Annotated in this window: 16 protein-coding genes and 1 pseudogene; 11 read left to right on the forward strand and 6 right to left on the reverse strand. The window is 46.3% G+C overall.

Annotated elements, in window-relative coordinates; genetic code table 11:
* Positions 1-192: 192 nt before the first annotated feature.
* The gene (locus C7H79_RS10245; RefSeq protein WP_106707178.1) at positions 193-795 is read left to right on the forward strand and encodes a peroxiredoxin; all 603 of its coding nucleotides are present in this window, start codon (positions 193-195) and stop codon (positions 793-795) included.
* Positions 796-848: 53 nt separating this feature from the next.
* Positions 849-1,315: pseudogene (locus C7H79_RS10250) on the forward strand (ferritin-like domain-containing protein).
* A 37-nt stretch (positions 1,316-1,352) separates the two neighbouring features.
* Here the strand turns inward: C7H79_RS10250 and C7H79_RS10255 are convergent.
* The 5 genes from C7H79_RS10255 to C7H79_RS18885 form a co-directional block, all read right to left on the reverse strand.
* On the reverse strand, positions 1,353-3,464 hold the full coding sequence (locus C7H79_RS10255; protein WP_242447239.1) for an NAD(+) synthase: 2,112 nt from the start codon (positions 3,462-3,464) through the stop codon (positions 1,353-1,355).
* 23 nt (positions 3,465-3,487) lie between these two features.
* The gene (gene folK, locus C7H79_RS10260; protein ID WP_106707180.1) at positions 3,488-3,862 is read right to left on the reverse strand and encodes a 2-amino-4-hydroxy-6-hydroxymethyldihydropteridine diphosphokinase; all 375 of its coding nucleotides are present in this window, start codon (positions 3,860-3,862) and stop codon (positions 3,488-3,490) included.
* Complete coding sequence (locus C7H79_RS10265; RefSeq protein ID WP_106707181.1) at positions 3,849-4,211, reverse strand: FolB domain-containing protein; 363 nt, start codon at positions 4,209-4,211, stop codon at positions 3,849-3,851. The genes folK and C7H79_RS10265 overlap by 14 nt, the downstream gene beginning before the upstream one ends.
* A gap of 2 nt (positions 4,212-4,213) precedes the next feature.
* The gene (locus tag C7H79_RS18880) at positions 4,214-4,696 is read right to left on the reverse strand and encodes a type 2 periplasmic-binding domain-containing protein (RefSeq protein ID WP_242447240.1); all 483 of its coding nucleotides are present in this window, start codon (positions 4,694-4,696) and stop codon (positions 4,214-4,216) included.
* A 74-nt stretch (positions 4,697-4,770) separates the two neighbouring features.
* Positions 4,771-4,911, reverse strand: a complete 141-nt coding sequence (locus tag C7H79_RS18885) for a LysR family transcriptional regulator (RefSeq protein WP_242447241.1) — start codon at positions 4,909-4,911, stop codon at positions 4,771-4,773.
* Positions 4,912-5,243: 332 nt separating this feature from the next.
* On the opposite strand from C7H79_RS18885, the gene C7H79_RS10275 reads away from it, so the two are divergent.
* Complete coding sequence (locus C7H79_RS10275) at positions 5,244-5,444, forward strand: hypothetical protein (protein WP_106707182.1); 201 nt, start codon at positions 5,244-5,246, stop codon at positions 5,442-5,444.
* 944 nt (positions 5,445-6,388) lie between these two features.
* On the opposite strand, the gene C7H79_RS10280 is transcribed toward C7H79_RS10275, so the two are convergent.
* The gene (locus C7H79_RS10280; RefSeq protein WP_309477325.1) at positions 6,389-6,919 is read right to left on the reverse strand and encodes a CBS domain-containing protein; all 531 of its coding nucleotides are present in this window, start codon (positions 6,917-6,919) and stop codon (positions 6,389-6,391) included.
* 198 nt (positions 6,920-7,117) lie between these two features.
* Between C7H79_RS10280 and C7H79_RS10285 the strand changes: the two genes are divergently transcribed.
* The 8 genes from C7H79_RS10285 to nuoI are packed head-to-tail and all read left to right on the forward strand — an operon-like array spanning position 7,118 to position 15,295.
* Positions 7,118-7,504: an NADH-quinone oxidoreductase subunit A gene (locus C7H79_RS10285; RefSeq protein ID WP_106707183.1), complete on the forward strand. Its 387-nt coding sequence runs from the start codon at positions 7,118-7,120 to the stop codon at positions 7,502-7,504.
* The gene (locus tag C7H79_RS10290; protein ID WP_258577633.1) at positions 7,471-7,968 is read left to right on the forward strand and encodes an NADH-quinone oxidoreductase subunit B; all 498 of its coding nucleotides are present in this window, start codon (positions 7,471-7,473) and stop codon (positions 7,966-7,968) included. Before C7H79_RS10285 ends, C7H79_RS10290 begins: the two co-directional genes overlap by 34 nt.
* Positions 7,969-7,971: 3 nt before the next feature.
* Positions 7,972-9,684, forward strand: a complete 1,713-nt coding sequence (gene nuoD / locus C7H79_RS10295) for an NADH dehydrogenase (quinone) subunit D (RefSeq protein ID WP_106707185.1) — start codon at positions 7,972-7,974, stop codon at positions 9,682-9,684.
* A 13-nt stretch (positions 9,685-9,697) separates the two neighbouring features.
* On the forward strand, positions 9,698-10,177 hold the full coding sequence (locus C7H79_RS10300) for an NAD(P)H-dependent oxidoreductase subunit E (RefSeq protein ID WP_172592409.1): 480 nt from the start codon (positions 9,698-9,700) through the stop codon (positions 10,175-10,177).
* Between the two features lie 6 nt (positions 10,178-10,183).
* Positions 10,184-11,464 (forward strand): complex I 51 kDa subunit family protein, encoded by a 1,281-nt coding sequence (locus C7H79_RS10305; RefSeq protein ID WP_106707186.1) that lies wholly within the window; start codon positions 10,184-10,186, stop codon positions 11,462-11,464.
* Between the two features lie 2 nt (positions 11,465-11,466).
* A complete protein-coding gene (gene nuoG / locus C7H79_RS10310; protein WP_106707187.1) occupies positions 11,467-13,776 on the forward strand; it encodes an NADH-quinone oxidoreductase subunit NuoG in 2,310 nt (769 codons plus the stop codon).
* Positions 13,773-14,735: an NADH-quinone oxidoreductase subunit NuoH gene (nuoH, locus tag C7H79_RS10315; protein WP_106707188.1), complete on the forward strand. Its 963-nt coding sequence runs from the start codon at positions 13,773-13,775 to the stop codon at positions 14,733-14,735. Before nuoG ends, nuoH begins: the two co-directional genes overlap by 4 nt.
* Positions 14,736-14,740: 5 nt before the next feature.
* Positions 14,741-15,295, forward strand: a complete 555-nt coding sequence (gene nuoI / locus C7H79_RS10320) for an NADH-quinone oxidoreductase subunit NuoI (RefSeq protein WP_197714621.1) — start codon at positions 14,741-14,743, stop codon at positions 15,293-15,295.
* The last annotated feature ends 99 nt before the right edge of the window (positions 15,296-15,394 follow it).

The following is a 15,394-nucleotide window of genomic DNA, read 5'->3' on the forward strand; positions in this document are numbered from 1 at the left end:
TAAATTAATTCGACGTTGACGGTTATGTGCAGCAATCTGTAGGCACCTCACAAATACAGACTTGAATAGGATCTATGCATGAGAAATCTGTTTTAAATTGTTATAGATCCTTTATACAAAAAGATTGTCAAATTTTTTATGTTGCTGTCGGACTGATTCAACGATACCTTAACTAACTAGAAAGGAGAAACAATGACTACCCTCGTCACTCAACTAGCTCCCGATTTTACTAAGCCTGCTGTTCTACCAGATGGTAGCTTTGATGACAATTTTAATTTACATGCGCATATTCGAGACAAATATGCAGTGTTGTTTTTTTACCCCCTGGACTTCACTTTCGTCTGTCCATCGGAAATCATCGCACATTCTCATCGTGCCAAAGATTTTCAAAAACGTAATGTTGAAGTTATCGGCGTATCTGTAGATTCTCATTTCACACATTATGCTTGGCGTAATACGCCAATAACTCAAGGTGGCATCGGTCCGATTGATATTACATTGGTATCGGATCTGGGCGGCGAAGTGATGAATGCTTATGGGGTAAATCACCCAAATCATGTTGCCTTGAGAGGTTCGTTCTTGATCGACAGGAAAGGTATGGTGCGTCATCAAGTGGTTAATGATCTGCCCCTTGGGCGTGATGTCGATGAAATGTTACGGATGGTTGATGCGCTGCAGTTCTTTGAAGAAAACGGCGAGCTATGTCCGGCGGGCTGGAAAAGCGGCGAGCCCGGCATGAAAGCAAGTCCTGAAGGGGTGGCGGAGTATCTCAGCAGTCACGCAGAAAAGTTGTAGATGCAAAACAATTACTTCATGGATGCCTATCAACAAAGCAAAAGGAGAAAATCATGGACTTGGATAAAAGTAAAGCAGTTGTATTGCTGAATCAAATCATGGAGCTTGAGCTTGCCGGCGTGGTTCGTTATACACACTACGCCTTGATGGTGTACGGTTATAGTCGCATTCCTATTGTCGAATGGTTGAACCAGCAAGCCGAGGAAGGATATTGCATGCTCGCAGAGCAGGGGAACTGGTTACACTGCTGAAAGGACATCCATCGCTTGCCATTGGTCCTTTACTTGAAACGCATCAGCATGATGACAACTCGGTCTGCGCGGTTCCTGTTGGCGATATTCTTCGAGAATCCCTTGCCCATGAAAACGAAGCATTAAAAGCCTATTATCAATTATTGGAATTGGCCCCAGGGAAATCGGTAGTATTGGAAGAATATGCACGCGGTTTGATAATGGAAGAGGAACTGCATGCCGATGTAATCAGAAAGATGCTGAAACAGCCCTGCACAACGGGAAAATAGCGCACGATTCAAAAGTTTTCTCGTTACACCAATTATCCTAACGGATTTGATCTGGAATGCGCTTAATGTTATCAAGCCACACTGTGGCTTCACTGTCGCTTGGTGCGCGATAATCTCCGCGCGGTGAAAGTGAGCCACCAGAGCCCACTTTGGGTGAGTTAGAAATACAGCTACGTTTGAATTGACTGATCTGGAAAAATCGGTAGACAAAAACTTGCAGCCAGTGCTTGATTTCACCAATTGTATATTGGTGTCTCCTGCTTTCTATGATGTTGGGCCAGCAACCTTGCATCCGATCATGCCAGCTGCAATAGGCAAGAAAAGCTATTTTAGTCGGTAAGTAGCCAAATCGAGTTGTGTAATACAAATTAAAGTCCTGTAATTCATAAGGACCGATAATTGCCTCTGTTCGTTGAGCAGGGTAATTACTGTCCATTTTTCCGGGAATCAACTCGGGGCTGATTTCCGTATTTAGGATTGCATAAAGCACACTCCTTGCATCTTGACAGAGCTGCTGTGTATCAGCTACCCAGCGAATGAGAAATTGGATCAGTGTTTTTGGTATACTGGCATTGATGGCATAGTGTGACATATGATCTCCAACGCCATAGGTACACCAGCCCAAAGCTAATTCGCTTAGGTCACCGGTGCCCAGCACCAAGGCATTATGATAGTTCGCGAAGCGGAAAAGATGATTGGTCCGTTCACCTGCCTGTACATTCTCAAATGTAACGTCATAAACCGCCTTGCCATGAATGAATGGGTGGTTGAGATCTCGAAGCATTTGTTCACAGCTTGGTCGGATATCAACTTCATGTGCAGCACATCCTATGACTTGCATCAGAACTCTGGCGTTGGCCAAAGTATAATCGCTGGTGGCAAACCCTGGCATAGTATAAGCAAGAATTTGCTTGCGTGGCAGCTGAAGCACATCCATCGCCCGAGCAGCCACGATCAGCGCGTGAGTCGAATCCAATCCTCCTGAAATACCGATAACGATCTTTTTGATGTTTGCATGTTTGAGGCGCTTGACTAAGCCCTGGGTCTGAATTTTCAAGATTTCGTCGCAATGAATATCACGTAAAGCAGGATCAGAGGGAACATAAGGAAAGCGATCATATTGTCGCTGACAGAGTATTCGTTCAGTATTAGGGAAGTTGATATCGAAGGGAATTTCACGAAATTGACGTATTTCTTCCTGGAAGTGCTGCACACTCTGACTAAAGCTATTTTGTCGCATACGTTCCTGGGTCAAGCGATCCAGATCAAGATCAGCAAATAATAACTGCGAACCATAAGGAAATCGAGTGGATTCTGATACTAACGTACCATTCTCATAGATCATGGCATGTCCATCCCAGGCAAGATCGGTAGTCGATTCACCGGTGCCGGCAGCAGTATAGAGATAAGCTGCAAGACAGCGTGCTGATTGATTGGCTATCAAGCTATGGCGGTATTCATGTTTTCCAATCGTGATATTAGAAGCGGAAAGATTCAGAAGTAGCGTAGCACCAGCCAGGGCACCATGACATGATGGCGGTATGGGCACCCAAAGATCCTCGCAGATTTCTACAAAGAAACTGAATTGCGGCTTGTTTTGTGCTCGAAACAATAACTTTCCGCCAAATGGAATTCCACTTTGACCACATAATGTGATGCTGCTTTTATTGGCTACAACGGCTGGCGAAAACTGCCGCAACTCGTAGTATTCCCGATAATTAGGCAAATAAGTTTTTGGAACGACACCGATAATACGTCCATGATAGACAATTGCGGCACAATTAAATAGCAAGTGATCAACTTGTACAGGTAAGCCTACAACTATAATAAGATCAAGTCGCGCTGAAGCTGTGAGCACCTTCTCGAGAGCATCGATAGCACTTTCGAGAAGTGCCTGCTGATGGAATAAATCTTCACATGAGTATGCAGTTAATCCCAATTCCGGAAAAAGAACAAGGCTCGCACGTTTTTCAACCGCTTGCTTCATCAGCGAAATGGTTGTAGAAACATTAAATTCAGGATCAGCGACACGAATGTCGGGCACGCCCACGGCAACACGAACAAAACCGTGGTTGTATAAATTGAAGAATTCAGTGTCGGTTTGCATCGCCAATGTCCCGTAGAGAAAAATTCGAGAGGGATTGTCCACTGACTCAGCTTCGTCAGAAACAGTTACTTTAATTCATCAATGGCATTTCTGACAAAATCCCTTGTATAGTAATCGTTATCAACTATTTCATCGTTCCAGACAATGATGTCGAAATCAATCATTCTTGGACCATATTTTGGCAGAGTACGATCTCGGCCAATTCCATCTTCCAATCCTTTCAGGTAATGGATTAATTCTTCCATAGACATGGTTGTACGGATTTTAACAGCGCCATTCATAAAATCATCCTGTTCGATGATGCCTAATGGTTTGATTTTTGTCCATGACGATGTTTTCATTACTTCAACTTTCTGTGCCAACATCGTTAATGAAGTCTTGATATTGTTTTCAGGATTGATATTGGACCCTATGCCGATGATGCATTCATTCTCGTTCATTCCTTGAAGCCTCCAGTTCAATCGAAACCGATGCGGCAAAGCGTAGCGCATGGGGCTTGTCCACTTCCACTCTGGCTAAACGAACCTTTTTGTTCTTCATGATTTCATCAAGCACGGATTGGGTCAATGTTTCAAGCATTTTAAAATTTTTCTCTTCTATAAGAGCAATGATGTTTTTGGTAATAACTTTGTAATCATAGGATCCATCAATGTCGTCATTTTTTATTGCATGACTCAAGTCAACATCTATGATCATATTTATGAGTACATCCTGTAGTTTATTGATTTCTTCCTCTTTAAAACCAATATACGTTCTGAGCAACAGATCTTTAATTCGGATTATGGCCATCGCTATAAGCAATCAGGGTATTCAACATTGATTTTCGTGATTAAAAGTATATTTAATAAAATAAGCACTGACTTCTTTTTACTATAATTTGGAGAATTCAACAACGACAATATTTGCCACGGGAATAACCTCAAATATTTGGACAATATGGCAAATATCGATAAAAATATGGAACGAACATCTAATATTTCAAACGGCTTCTGAATGTCGAACTTAGGACCCTTATCACGTATCTGATTGTCAGATGTCTCTGCTTTGAAAGTTAACGGGACAGTAGTGACAGCATACCCTTCTTCTATCAAATCACCCGGATGATCGCTAATGGTCAGGTCAATTTTGATCTTAGAATAACGATCAGGAAAACACGGAAGTGCCGGAGCGACATGACGCGTTCCGAAAGAGCTCGATACACTCACTTTGAGGGTGCCGCGCGGCTCAGCATGAAGGCTGTTGACTACTCGTTCGGCATATTCAGCTTCTTCCAAGATGCAAGTTGCGTGTTCTTAAAGCGCGACACTTGTCTCAGTCAAACTAAGATGACGAGTACTGCGTAGAAATATCACGTACTGAGATCCTTCTCAAGCTTGGCTATGGCCTTACTCACCGCTGCACGAGAGATGTCCATACACCGCGCCGCTTCCGAGAAACTTCCTGCTTCGACAACACGGGCAAAGATTATTAAAAAATTGAAATCTTGCATAAGGCAATTGTATCTTTATTAGATACAATGTGTATCATTTTTATGTACTTCTGTTCGTTATTGTGAATCTGTAACATTGATCTCAAGGTTAGATATTTAAGTTTCACCCACGTGATTATCATGGTTGTTATTGTAATTAAGTGAAAAATATATGTCTATCCTTAATGAATGCGCTCACGATCATTTAAAATGATGTGCTTTCGGTTGTTATGTTTATAATTTTATTGTCAACCTGAAAGAGCGTATTGTAAATGGGGCTATTTTGTCAGTCATTCACGCACTCGCATGACTAGCAAAGCTAGCCAATCAATATACTAAAAGGAGTAAAACCAATGGAAACTAAAGAATTAATCAAAGCACCTCAGTTAGTTGTGGTTTATGCAATTGCTATTCTTTATACGATCACTTTCAGTTTAGCGGCGGTTGTGACGCATCCTACCGATAAAGCAGGGGTGAATCCAATAAATATAGAACAGATTGCTAAGATAGAAACTAAGCATCTCAAAGTGGTGGGTAGTAGTAGTTCGGGTTAAATTTCATATGAATAGTGCCCCCGTGTTTATAATCAAGAGTAAATTGTGGTGGGAGAATAAAGGAGCCTCAGCGGGGGCATTTGAATAGAAATATGAGGTTTTTACAACCACGAATAATTTGCCAATGTAGAAAAAATAGCGAATGGTGGATACTGCTTTCTTGTTACCATTTTTTCCTCCAGTTAAGACTATTTTCTCTTAACTGGGTTGTCCGAGTCTATTAGACCATGTCACTTCTGCTTGGCTCAAAAATACGCTCATAAAACTACCCACCTGCCTAATAGGCGAATTGACGAGTTACTACCGTTGTCACCTGATTACATTGAATTGCTAAAGCAAAATAATTGATAGAGATAGGATAGATATGGCGGCGTTGGACGCTTACATTATTCCTGACAGCTTGCCTGAAATAATTGTTGTTCGATACTTTTTCAGCGTGGCTAACTAAATCTCAATCTATTTGAAAAACGTGACCTGATGGCTTGATTGTGAGGGGAACAGCCTATCCTTAATCAAGTATCGGATAGTCAGATGTCTCTGCTTTGAAAGTTAACTAGGCAGAAGTGATTTCAGATTCGTGTGTGGATGCGTATGGTAAGGTATTGTCGCGCAAACTTTCGCGGCGGCGTGAGATAACGAAGTTTTCCTCCAGTCCGAAGAAACCTTACCTAATTAGAATAAAAGCATACAGTAGTTCAACATCATTAAAAAATAAATCTGCGAGAATTTGGGCATATCGTCAGGCTCATGTCTCCCCTCTTTCTGAAAATCGGTCAACCACAAAGATTAAGTTACGCTATAACTATTATCTATCTTCAAACAAAAGCAGCTTAACGCTTTAGCTTATCATGCGTTAACGCGGCGAATACAAAAGATTAACAGCACATTCTCGTACCGGAAAATATTCCATTACTAATTGAATAGCAATATATTGCGATACTGTGTCATTCCGGTGTACTGTATATATAACGCTCAAGTTGATGTATTATAAACTGATGTTCTGATATCGTATCCTTAACCAGATCGCCAATGGATATTAATCCTATCACACGGTCATCCTCTAAAACGGGCAAATGACGAACCCGCATCTCGGTGACCAATGCCATACAGTCCTCATTCGTATAATCCGGACTGACATACGCCACTTGGCGAGTCATAAGTTCATTGACACGCACATCCCTCAGAGGTTTGTCCAGTAGATATGATTTTCGGGAAAAATCTCTTTCAGTCAAGATACCCACCAGTTTGCTATCCTCCATTACCAACAATGCACCAATGTTGTTGGCGGACATCTGCTGCATCGCATCGATGAGGGAAGCTTCAGGAGAGACAATTTTAACATCATGTCCTTTTTCTTCCAGTAACTGTCTTACGGTTTTCATGGCAACACCTCCTTTTTCCTGCAAATCAATCTGGTTTCTTTCATTCATACTGATTGACAATTCTAGCATAGCATCCAGTTTCAGCGAACTCATCGCCTATAAGGAATGACAACAATTCTTTCACTTGACAAGCGATTAAACTTGCCGTAGCTTTTCTATGAAATAGTTTTTCCTGAACGTTGTCGCATCTTCAACTGCTCCGGTGCTTCTGACTGCAGAAATTAACAGACATGAACGAAGCAGCTGCAGACAAGTCCGAAAACTGTTCATAAAGTCATAGGGGATGCCACAATGCAAAACCTGCCACCGACTACCGTCATTGGTCTTTTTGCGCTGCTTGTATTATTCGCGCTGTCAAGTTTGTTATGGCTTTCTCACTGGTTGGGAGGTTACCGTTCACAATGGGACAAGGAACAACCTTATGAATGCGGCATACCCCCAACGGGTGATGCACGTGCCCGTATGCCAGTACGTTTCTATATAGTCGCCGTCTCGTTCCTGATATTCGATATTGAAGCAGCCTTCCTGTTTATCTGGGCTGTAACATACTGGGAACTGGGCGTACAAGGCGTAATTGGCGCGTGTGTATTTATTATCATTCTGCTGTTCGGTTTAATTTATGAATGGCGCAAAGGAGGTTTGGAATGGACTCCGGACAAAACAACCAAGGGCCTTTGACAGCCATCTTCGGCAAACTGGAAGAAGCAGTTTCTTGGGGACGAAAGTATTCCTTATGGCCGTTCAATTTCGGCCTTTCATGCTGTTTTGTCGAGATGATGGCAGCATTCACGCCACGTCACGACATAGCCCGTTTCGGCGCCGAAGTAATGCGTGGTTCACCACGGCAGGCCGACCTTTTAATTGTTTCGGGAACGGTGTTCATCAAAATGGCGCCCATGATCCTGCGACTCTATCATCAGATGCTCGAACCCAAATGGGTTATTTCCATGGGATCATGCGCCAATTCTGGCGGCATGTACGATATCTACAGCGTTGTTCAGGGAATAGACAAGATTCTGCCGGTGGATGTTTATGTGCCGGGCTGCCCTCCACGACCTGAAGCATTATTACAGGGATTAGTCTTATTGCAGGAATCAATTGGCAATGAACGCCGACCGTTTGGTCTGAGAATCGAGGAATAATTGATGACTGATGGAGAAATGGCGCTTATCTCGCAACTAGAATCGCGCTTTAATGCGGTTTCCAGCGAATTGCCCTGTGACGGCATTAACACCTTGTCAGTGCTGCCGGAACGCATTACCGAGACGCTCCAATTTCTCAAGCATGAAGCAACTCCCCACTTTGAGATGCTTTTTGATTTGTCTGCAATAGACGAAACAAAAAGAAGTGGCGGCTTGACCGTATTCTATCAATTGTTATCCCTATCCGGAAATGCTGATTTACGCATAAAAGTCAATCTGCCTGCAGAAGACCCAGTATTGCCCAGCATCTGTACTGTCTGGAGTGCCGCCAACTGGTATGAACGTGAACTCTATGACATGTTCGGGATCCACGTTAACGATCACCCCAATCTGCAACGGATTCTAATGCCAGAATATTGGGAAGGCCATCCTCTGCGTAAAGAACATCCTAATCGTGCCACAGAAATGCCACCCTACCAGCTGCCCGAGGCACGTTATCGTGAGATTATGGAAAGTTATCGCGCCGAGGATTATCACGAACCGGCAAATAGTACTGAAGAAATGACTCTCAATATCGGCCCCACGCATCCCGGCACGCATGGTTTGCTACGTCTGATCGTGCGGTTGGAAGGCGAAGAGATCCGCGATGTACGTCCTGACATTGGATTTCATCACCGTGGGGCCGAAAAAATGGCCGAGCGCCAGACCTATCACAGCTACATTCCTTATACTGACCGCATAGATTATCTATCCGGTGTACAAAATGAACTACCCTACCTACTGGCAGTAGAGCAACTTGCGGGCATCACGGTTCCGAAACGCGCGCAGGTAATCCGTGTGCTGCTTTGTGAATTATTTCGTATTTCCAGCCATCTGGTCTGGTTGGCCAGTTATTCTCATGATTTGGGTGCATTGGCACCTCCATTCTATGCGTTCCGAGATCGTGAGTATCTGTTCGATGTGATCGAATTGATTACGGGGGGACGTATGCATCCGGCTTTCTTTCGCATTGGCGGCGTGGCAATGGATTTGCCCAACGGCTGGTACGAAGCATTGCAGGAATTTCTGGAACGCATGCCTGCTGCGATAGATGAATACCAGGCACTACTCACGAGCAACCCCATAATGCGTCTTCGTACTCGCGGCATTGGCATTCTGACCACTGCGCAAGCGATTGACTGGGGATTCAGCGGGCCTAATCTTCGGGCCTGTGGATTGGCATGGGATTTACGCAAACGTCGCCCCTACAGCGGTTACGAGCAATATGATTTCGAAGTGCCTACCGCTACTGAAGGCGATTCCCTGGCCCGCACCGAAGTACGTCTGGAAGAAATCCGTCAAAGCCTTCACATCGTTGAACAAGCCATGCAAAACATGCCTGACGGTCCGGTTCTTTCCGACCAGGCACGTTATGCCTTTGCACGCAAGGAGGCAACGTTGCAAGATATTGAAACACTAATTCACCATTTCATTACTGTGGGGCGAGGAATGACCTTTCCAGCCGGAGAAAGCCTATGTATGACCGAAGCTCCCAAGGGGATGAACGGCTATTTTGTCGTCAGCGACGGCACGGAATGTCCATACCGACTGCGCATTCGCACACCTTCATTCCCGCACATGCAGGCTCTTGCATCACTTGCAACAGGACATCTCCTGGCAGATCTGATTGCTATACTCGGGTCTATCGACTATGTCCTGGCCGACATTGATCGCTAGAGGAATTACAAACATGAATAACAGCTTGAAAGAATTGCAAGAAAATCTGCTCCACCTGCCACCCACCGACCCGAAGCGGCGGGCGGCGGCAATACCGGCAATGCAGGCACTGCAGGCCGAATTGGGTTGCCTCGACGATGCAGCAATTGAAAGAATCGCACAAATTACCGGTCTGTCCACAACCGAAGCAGAGGAATTGGCTACATTCTACAGCCTAATTTATCGTCGCCCTGTAGGTCGTCACATTGTTCGGATCTGTGACAGCGTCTGCTGCAGTATGCGTGGGGCAGATCAGTTACTGATAGCAGCCGAAAAATATATCCGTACGCCTTTAGGTACGGTTACTCCGAATGGAGCCCTTACTGTCTTACCCGGCATTTGTCTGGGTCTATGCGACAAGGCACCCGCGGCACTTGTTGACGGAGAAGCGCTGGGACCATTAAACAATGTGTCCTTGGAAGCCCTTTTGCAACGCATACTGCAAGAGAATTAGCGCGCCATGGAAGCGTTACTGACTCGTTATCTTGATCCAGTCGCGCCGCTGAACTTGGTCGCTTATCAGGCGACAGGCGGCTATCGCGGTCTGACTGCAGCTTTTGATCTCAAACCTGAGAAAATTATTGACATCGTTGAAGCCGCTAATCTGCGCGGTCGCGGTGGAGCAGGTTTTCCGTGCGGCCTGAAGTGGCGTCTGCGAGGTGCAGATGCACCATCGCCGCGCTATCTGATCTGCAATCTGGATGAATCCGAGCCTGGCACTTTCAAAGACCGTTATTTGCTGTATGGCAGTCCTCATCAGATCATTGAAGCAATCATTGTTTCCGCTTTTGCGCTGCAGGTCGAACGTGCTTTTATATTTGTCAGGGGCGAGTACGCCAAAGGCGGGAATGCTTTGAATCAAGCTATTCAGGAAGCAGAAACAGCCGGATTGTTGGGAACAAATATCGGGGGTAGCGGCTTTAATCTGCAGATCGAAGCGCATCTGAGCGGCGGACGCTATATCTGTGGTGAAGAAACCGCACAGATTAACGCCATCGAAGGCAGGCGCCCAAACCCACGCCCCAAGATACCGCGACCCAGCACGCATGGGCTATGGGGTCAGCCCACTACATCAAATAACGTCGAAACACTGATTAATGTGCCGCACATTCTGCTCAATGGCGCGGACTGGTTTCGTGACCTTGGTGTCAATGGCGGTTGCGGTTCTAAATTATTTTGTGTCAGCGGCAAAGTGCAGCACCCAGGCTTGTTTGAACTGCCTTGCGGCACGCCAGCACGAGAACTAATCTTCGAATATGCTGGCGGCCTTGATGAAGGCAGAACATTGCTCGGTTTCCTGCCGGGTGGTGCTTCGACAGCCTTTTTATTGCCTGAACATCTTGATGTACCAATGGATTTTGATCCTATGGCAGAAGCAGGATCACGGCTTGGCACAGGTAGTATCATTGTTCTGGATGACGCCACTTGCCCGGTTAAAGTCACGCTGAATCTGATGCGCTTCTTTGCGCGCGAATCATGTGGTTTCTGCACACCCTGCCGTGACGGATTGCCTTATCTGGTGCAGATTCTGACTTCCATCAGTTCCGGCGAAGGTCAGGCTGATGATCTGGAGCTTCTGGATGAACTGTCCACCACCATTGCCTCACAATCTTTTTGCGCCTTTGCGCCAGGCGCCGTGATGCCGCTTGTCAGCAGTCTCAAATGCTTTCACGAACATTACGAACACCATGTCACAGCAGGTCATTGCCGGTTTGACAAAACCGTTAAGGATAAGACTTAGCCATGGGCACGTTTCTGATTGATGGCCATGTTATTCCGTTCAAACCCGGGGATAACATTCTTCGTGCAGCCTTGGAAGCTAATATTCAAATCCCTCATTTCTGTTACCATGCTGCGCTGGGTAGTCTCGGCGCCTGCCGGCTCTGCGCTGTGGAAATCAACTCCAAAGATTCCGGCAAAGCTCCACGAGTAGCAATGGCTTGCCTAGAACCCTCCGAAGACGGTCTTGAAGTCTCTGTTTCTGCCATTGCAGCGCAGCAGATAAGGCAGCATGTGATCGAATTTTTGATGATTAATCATCCTCATGACTGCCCAATCTGTGACGAAGGTGGAGAATGTCATTTGCAGGATATGACTGTCGCCTGTGGTCCACCCTATCGTCGCTACCGCGGCCGCAAACGTACTTTCTTGAATCAGGATTTAGGCCCCTTGATTCATCATGAGATGAATCGTTGCATTACCTGCTATCGCTGCACCCGTTTTTACCAGGACTACGCACTAGGGAATGATCTCGGCGCAATGCGCCTGCGCAATGAAGTTTATTTTGGTCGCTTTCAGGATGGCCCACTGGAGAATCCATTCGCTGGCAATTTAGTTGAGGTTTGCCCGACCGGGGTCTTTACCGATGCCATATTCCGACAACGCTTTGCTCGGGTCTGGGACTTGAAAACCGCACCTTCCATCTGTCCACATTGCAGCGTCGGCTGCAATACCCTGCCCGGCGCAAGAGATGGGACATTGCGCCGCGTGCGCAATCGTGCGCATCCTGAACTCAATCGGTGGTTTATCTGTGATCGTGGCCGTTACGGACATCAATACAGCGAACACAGCACCCGGCCGCTAGCACCGCGTGTTTCAGGTGCAGATACTAGTTATCATGATGCGCTTACCGCCGCTGCATTACAGATCAAATTGGCTCAAAATCGCATCGGAGGATTCGGATCGGCACGAGAGGATATGGAAGGTAACGCAATGCTGCAGGCCTTGCTGAACAAACTGGGCGGTGTCTTTACCGCATTCTGTGATCCCGAACTAGAAACAGCAACAATCGCAGCCGTCAGTGCACTTCAAAACATAGGTAACGCACCGTCTCTTGCGGATATAGAACAAATAGACGCAGCATTAATCATTGGCGATCTAACCGCCCACGCGCCTATGATCGATCTGGCTCTGCGCCAGGCTTACCGTAAAGGCGCCAAACTAGCATTACTTCACAGCAGTCCCACGCTGCTGGCGCAATTCGCAACTACCGCAATATCCGTATCACCACGGGAGGTGTACACCAGATTATCGCGGTTGTGTGAACTGGTAAATATTGAATCTATAGCAAATGATATGACTGAAGCACCAATGGCAGATATCGTAGCTTCCCTGATGGGAGCCCGGAACTCACTATTGATCGGTGCTATCGAAACTTTGACTGCCTATGAAGTATTTGCACTTGAGAAACTGGCCACTACACTTGGATCAGACACCAGGCTCGCATACGCATTTCCTGGAGCAAATGCCTACGGAGCTGCTTTACTCTCATCTGCAGGCAATGCATCGACAATGCTTGAAGCAGTTGAAAATGGGAAGATCCGGATCCTGATTGTTGCTGGCAATGATCCACTCGGAGACTCACGCTTTGGTTCGCGCTGGCGAGCAGCCTGCCACAACCTAAGCGCTCTTATCGTTCTCGATTGCATTTCGACCGTTACTGCAAAGGCTGCAGATATTCTGTTTCCAGTTGCTGCCTGGACAGAGCGTAGCGGCACCTTCATCAATTATGAAGGTCGCTCTCAAGGCTTTTCGTCCGTCTTTCACCGCTCGGAATACCTTCCCAGTGTAGCTGAAGTAATTACAAATCTGGGGCAGTATCTCGGCCGCTCCCTACCGGATGCCGAATCTGTACTATGTGATATCTTTTCCGACTTTCAAACACCCAAACCCGGCACAACGGGATCACTGATAACCGTTCCCGCCTTGACCATGCCTATCACTGCATCCATACATTCAATTCAAAAATCCTGCAATAGTACGTGGCAAGCCGCTTTAGCAAGCTGGTATGGTGATGAAGCACTTGCCAGCTTTGCATCGGGTCTAATGGCACTCACACCTGAAACTGTCGCGCTGATCGAACCGACATCAGCCGTTAATGCAGGCCTGGAGAATGGTTCACAAGTAAAGCTTCATGGCCCTGCCGGCTCAATGGTTCTACCTGTACGGCTTAATCAGGGTGTGGCAACCGGCACAATTGCCATTGCACGCAACGTGCTCGTTCAATTAGGTGTCGGACACGGCGACTCTCTTGAACTGGAGCAGGTTTTATGAACTTCACCCAATGGCTGCTCACGCTTTCCGCCCTAGGATTAGTGCTGTTGGGATTGTTGTTTATTGCTGCTCTGATGGTATATGGTGAGCGCCGGATACTCGCCCTGCTGCAAGATCGCCTCGGCCCCAATCGCGCTGGTCCTTTTGGCTTGCTGCAACCCGTTGCCGACTTTCTCAAACTGTTAACCAAAGAGCATTTCGTACCACCTTTTGCCGATCGGAACATCTATCTTATAGCCCCAATTATCGTACCTTTCACCGCACTGCTTAGCTTTGTTGTCGTACCAGTGAACGAGGATTGGTGGTTGGCGGATCTCAATATTGCACTGTTATTTGTACTGGCGCTCTCCTCTCTGCGGGTTTACGGCATCATGCTCGGTGGATGGGCATCCAACAGCAAGTATCCACTGTTCGGCGGCCTACGCTCCGCCGCACAAATGATCAGTTATGAACTACCTATGGGACTTGCTCTCATGGGTGTCGTTATATTAAGCGGATCCTTCAGTCTGGTGGATATCGTCGCGGCCCAGACAATGCCGTTCATTATTTTACAACCCATTGGATTCATTATTTTTCTTGTATGTGGCATTGCCGAGACTAATCGTTTGCCATTCGATCTTCCTGAAGCAGAAAACGAACTGGCATCCGGCTACAACACCGAATATGGCGACATCAAATTCGCTTTCTATTATCTGGGTGAGTATATTGGCGTACTGCTCATTGCGGCGTTGATAACTATTTTGTTTCTAGGCGGCTGGCATGGTCCTTGGTTACCCGGGATCTTCTGGTTTATGTTAAAGACACTGGCATTAATTTTCCTATTTTTCTGGTTACGCACCAGCCTGCCCCGACTGCGTTACGATCAACTCATGAACTGTGGCTGGAAGTTACTATTGCCGGCAGCCTTGATTAATCTTTTGGTCACAGCCTTATTGGGACTGTTCTGGATGGAAGGTTAATAATCATGAAAAAAGAACCGACAAACAATTATGTATTAACACTGATTCACGGGCTGGGACGCTCACTATGGGCTGTTCTGCGCCATGCCTTTGTAAAGCGTGAGACAGTATCTTATCCCGACATCAAGCGAACATTGCCTTCACGTTGGCGTGGACGCATTGTGCTTACACGTGACCCTGACGGCGAGGAACGATGTGTAGCCTGTTACTTATGCTCGGCTGTCTGTCCGGTAGATTGCATCCATCTCCAGTCCCGTCAGAATGACGATGGCCGCCGCTACCCGGAAACCTTTTCTATTGATTTCAGCCGCTGTATTTTTTGCGGTTTTTGCGAAGAGGCCTGTCCAACACTGGCGATTCAGCTTACACCGGATTTTGAAATGTGTGAGCGACATCATGAAAGCTTGGTTTACGAGAAAAACCAATTGCTGATTGACGGTCAGGGAAAACATCCCGGCTATAATTTTTATCGACATGCTGGCGTGGCAATATCCGGTAAAGCCATCGGCGAAGCCGAAAGTGACACGCCGCCTGTAGATCGAGATAATAATTTGCCATGACAAAGGAATAATTGACTTGCAGTACCGGATGGTACAAGCAAGTAACTCCGAACTGAACGGAATAAGTAGAAATCATGACAGCAACCATTAATCTAATGA

It is taken from the genome of Nitrosomonas supralitoralis, assembly GCF_003011925.2.
Lineage (GTDB): Bacteria > Pseudomonadota > Gammaproteobacteria > Burkholderiales > Nitrosomonadaceae > Nitrosomonas > Nitrosomonas supralitoralis.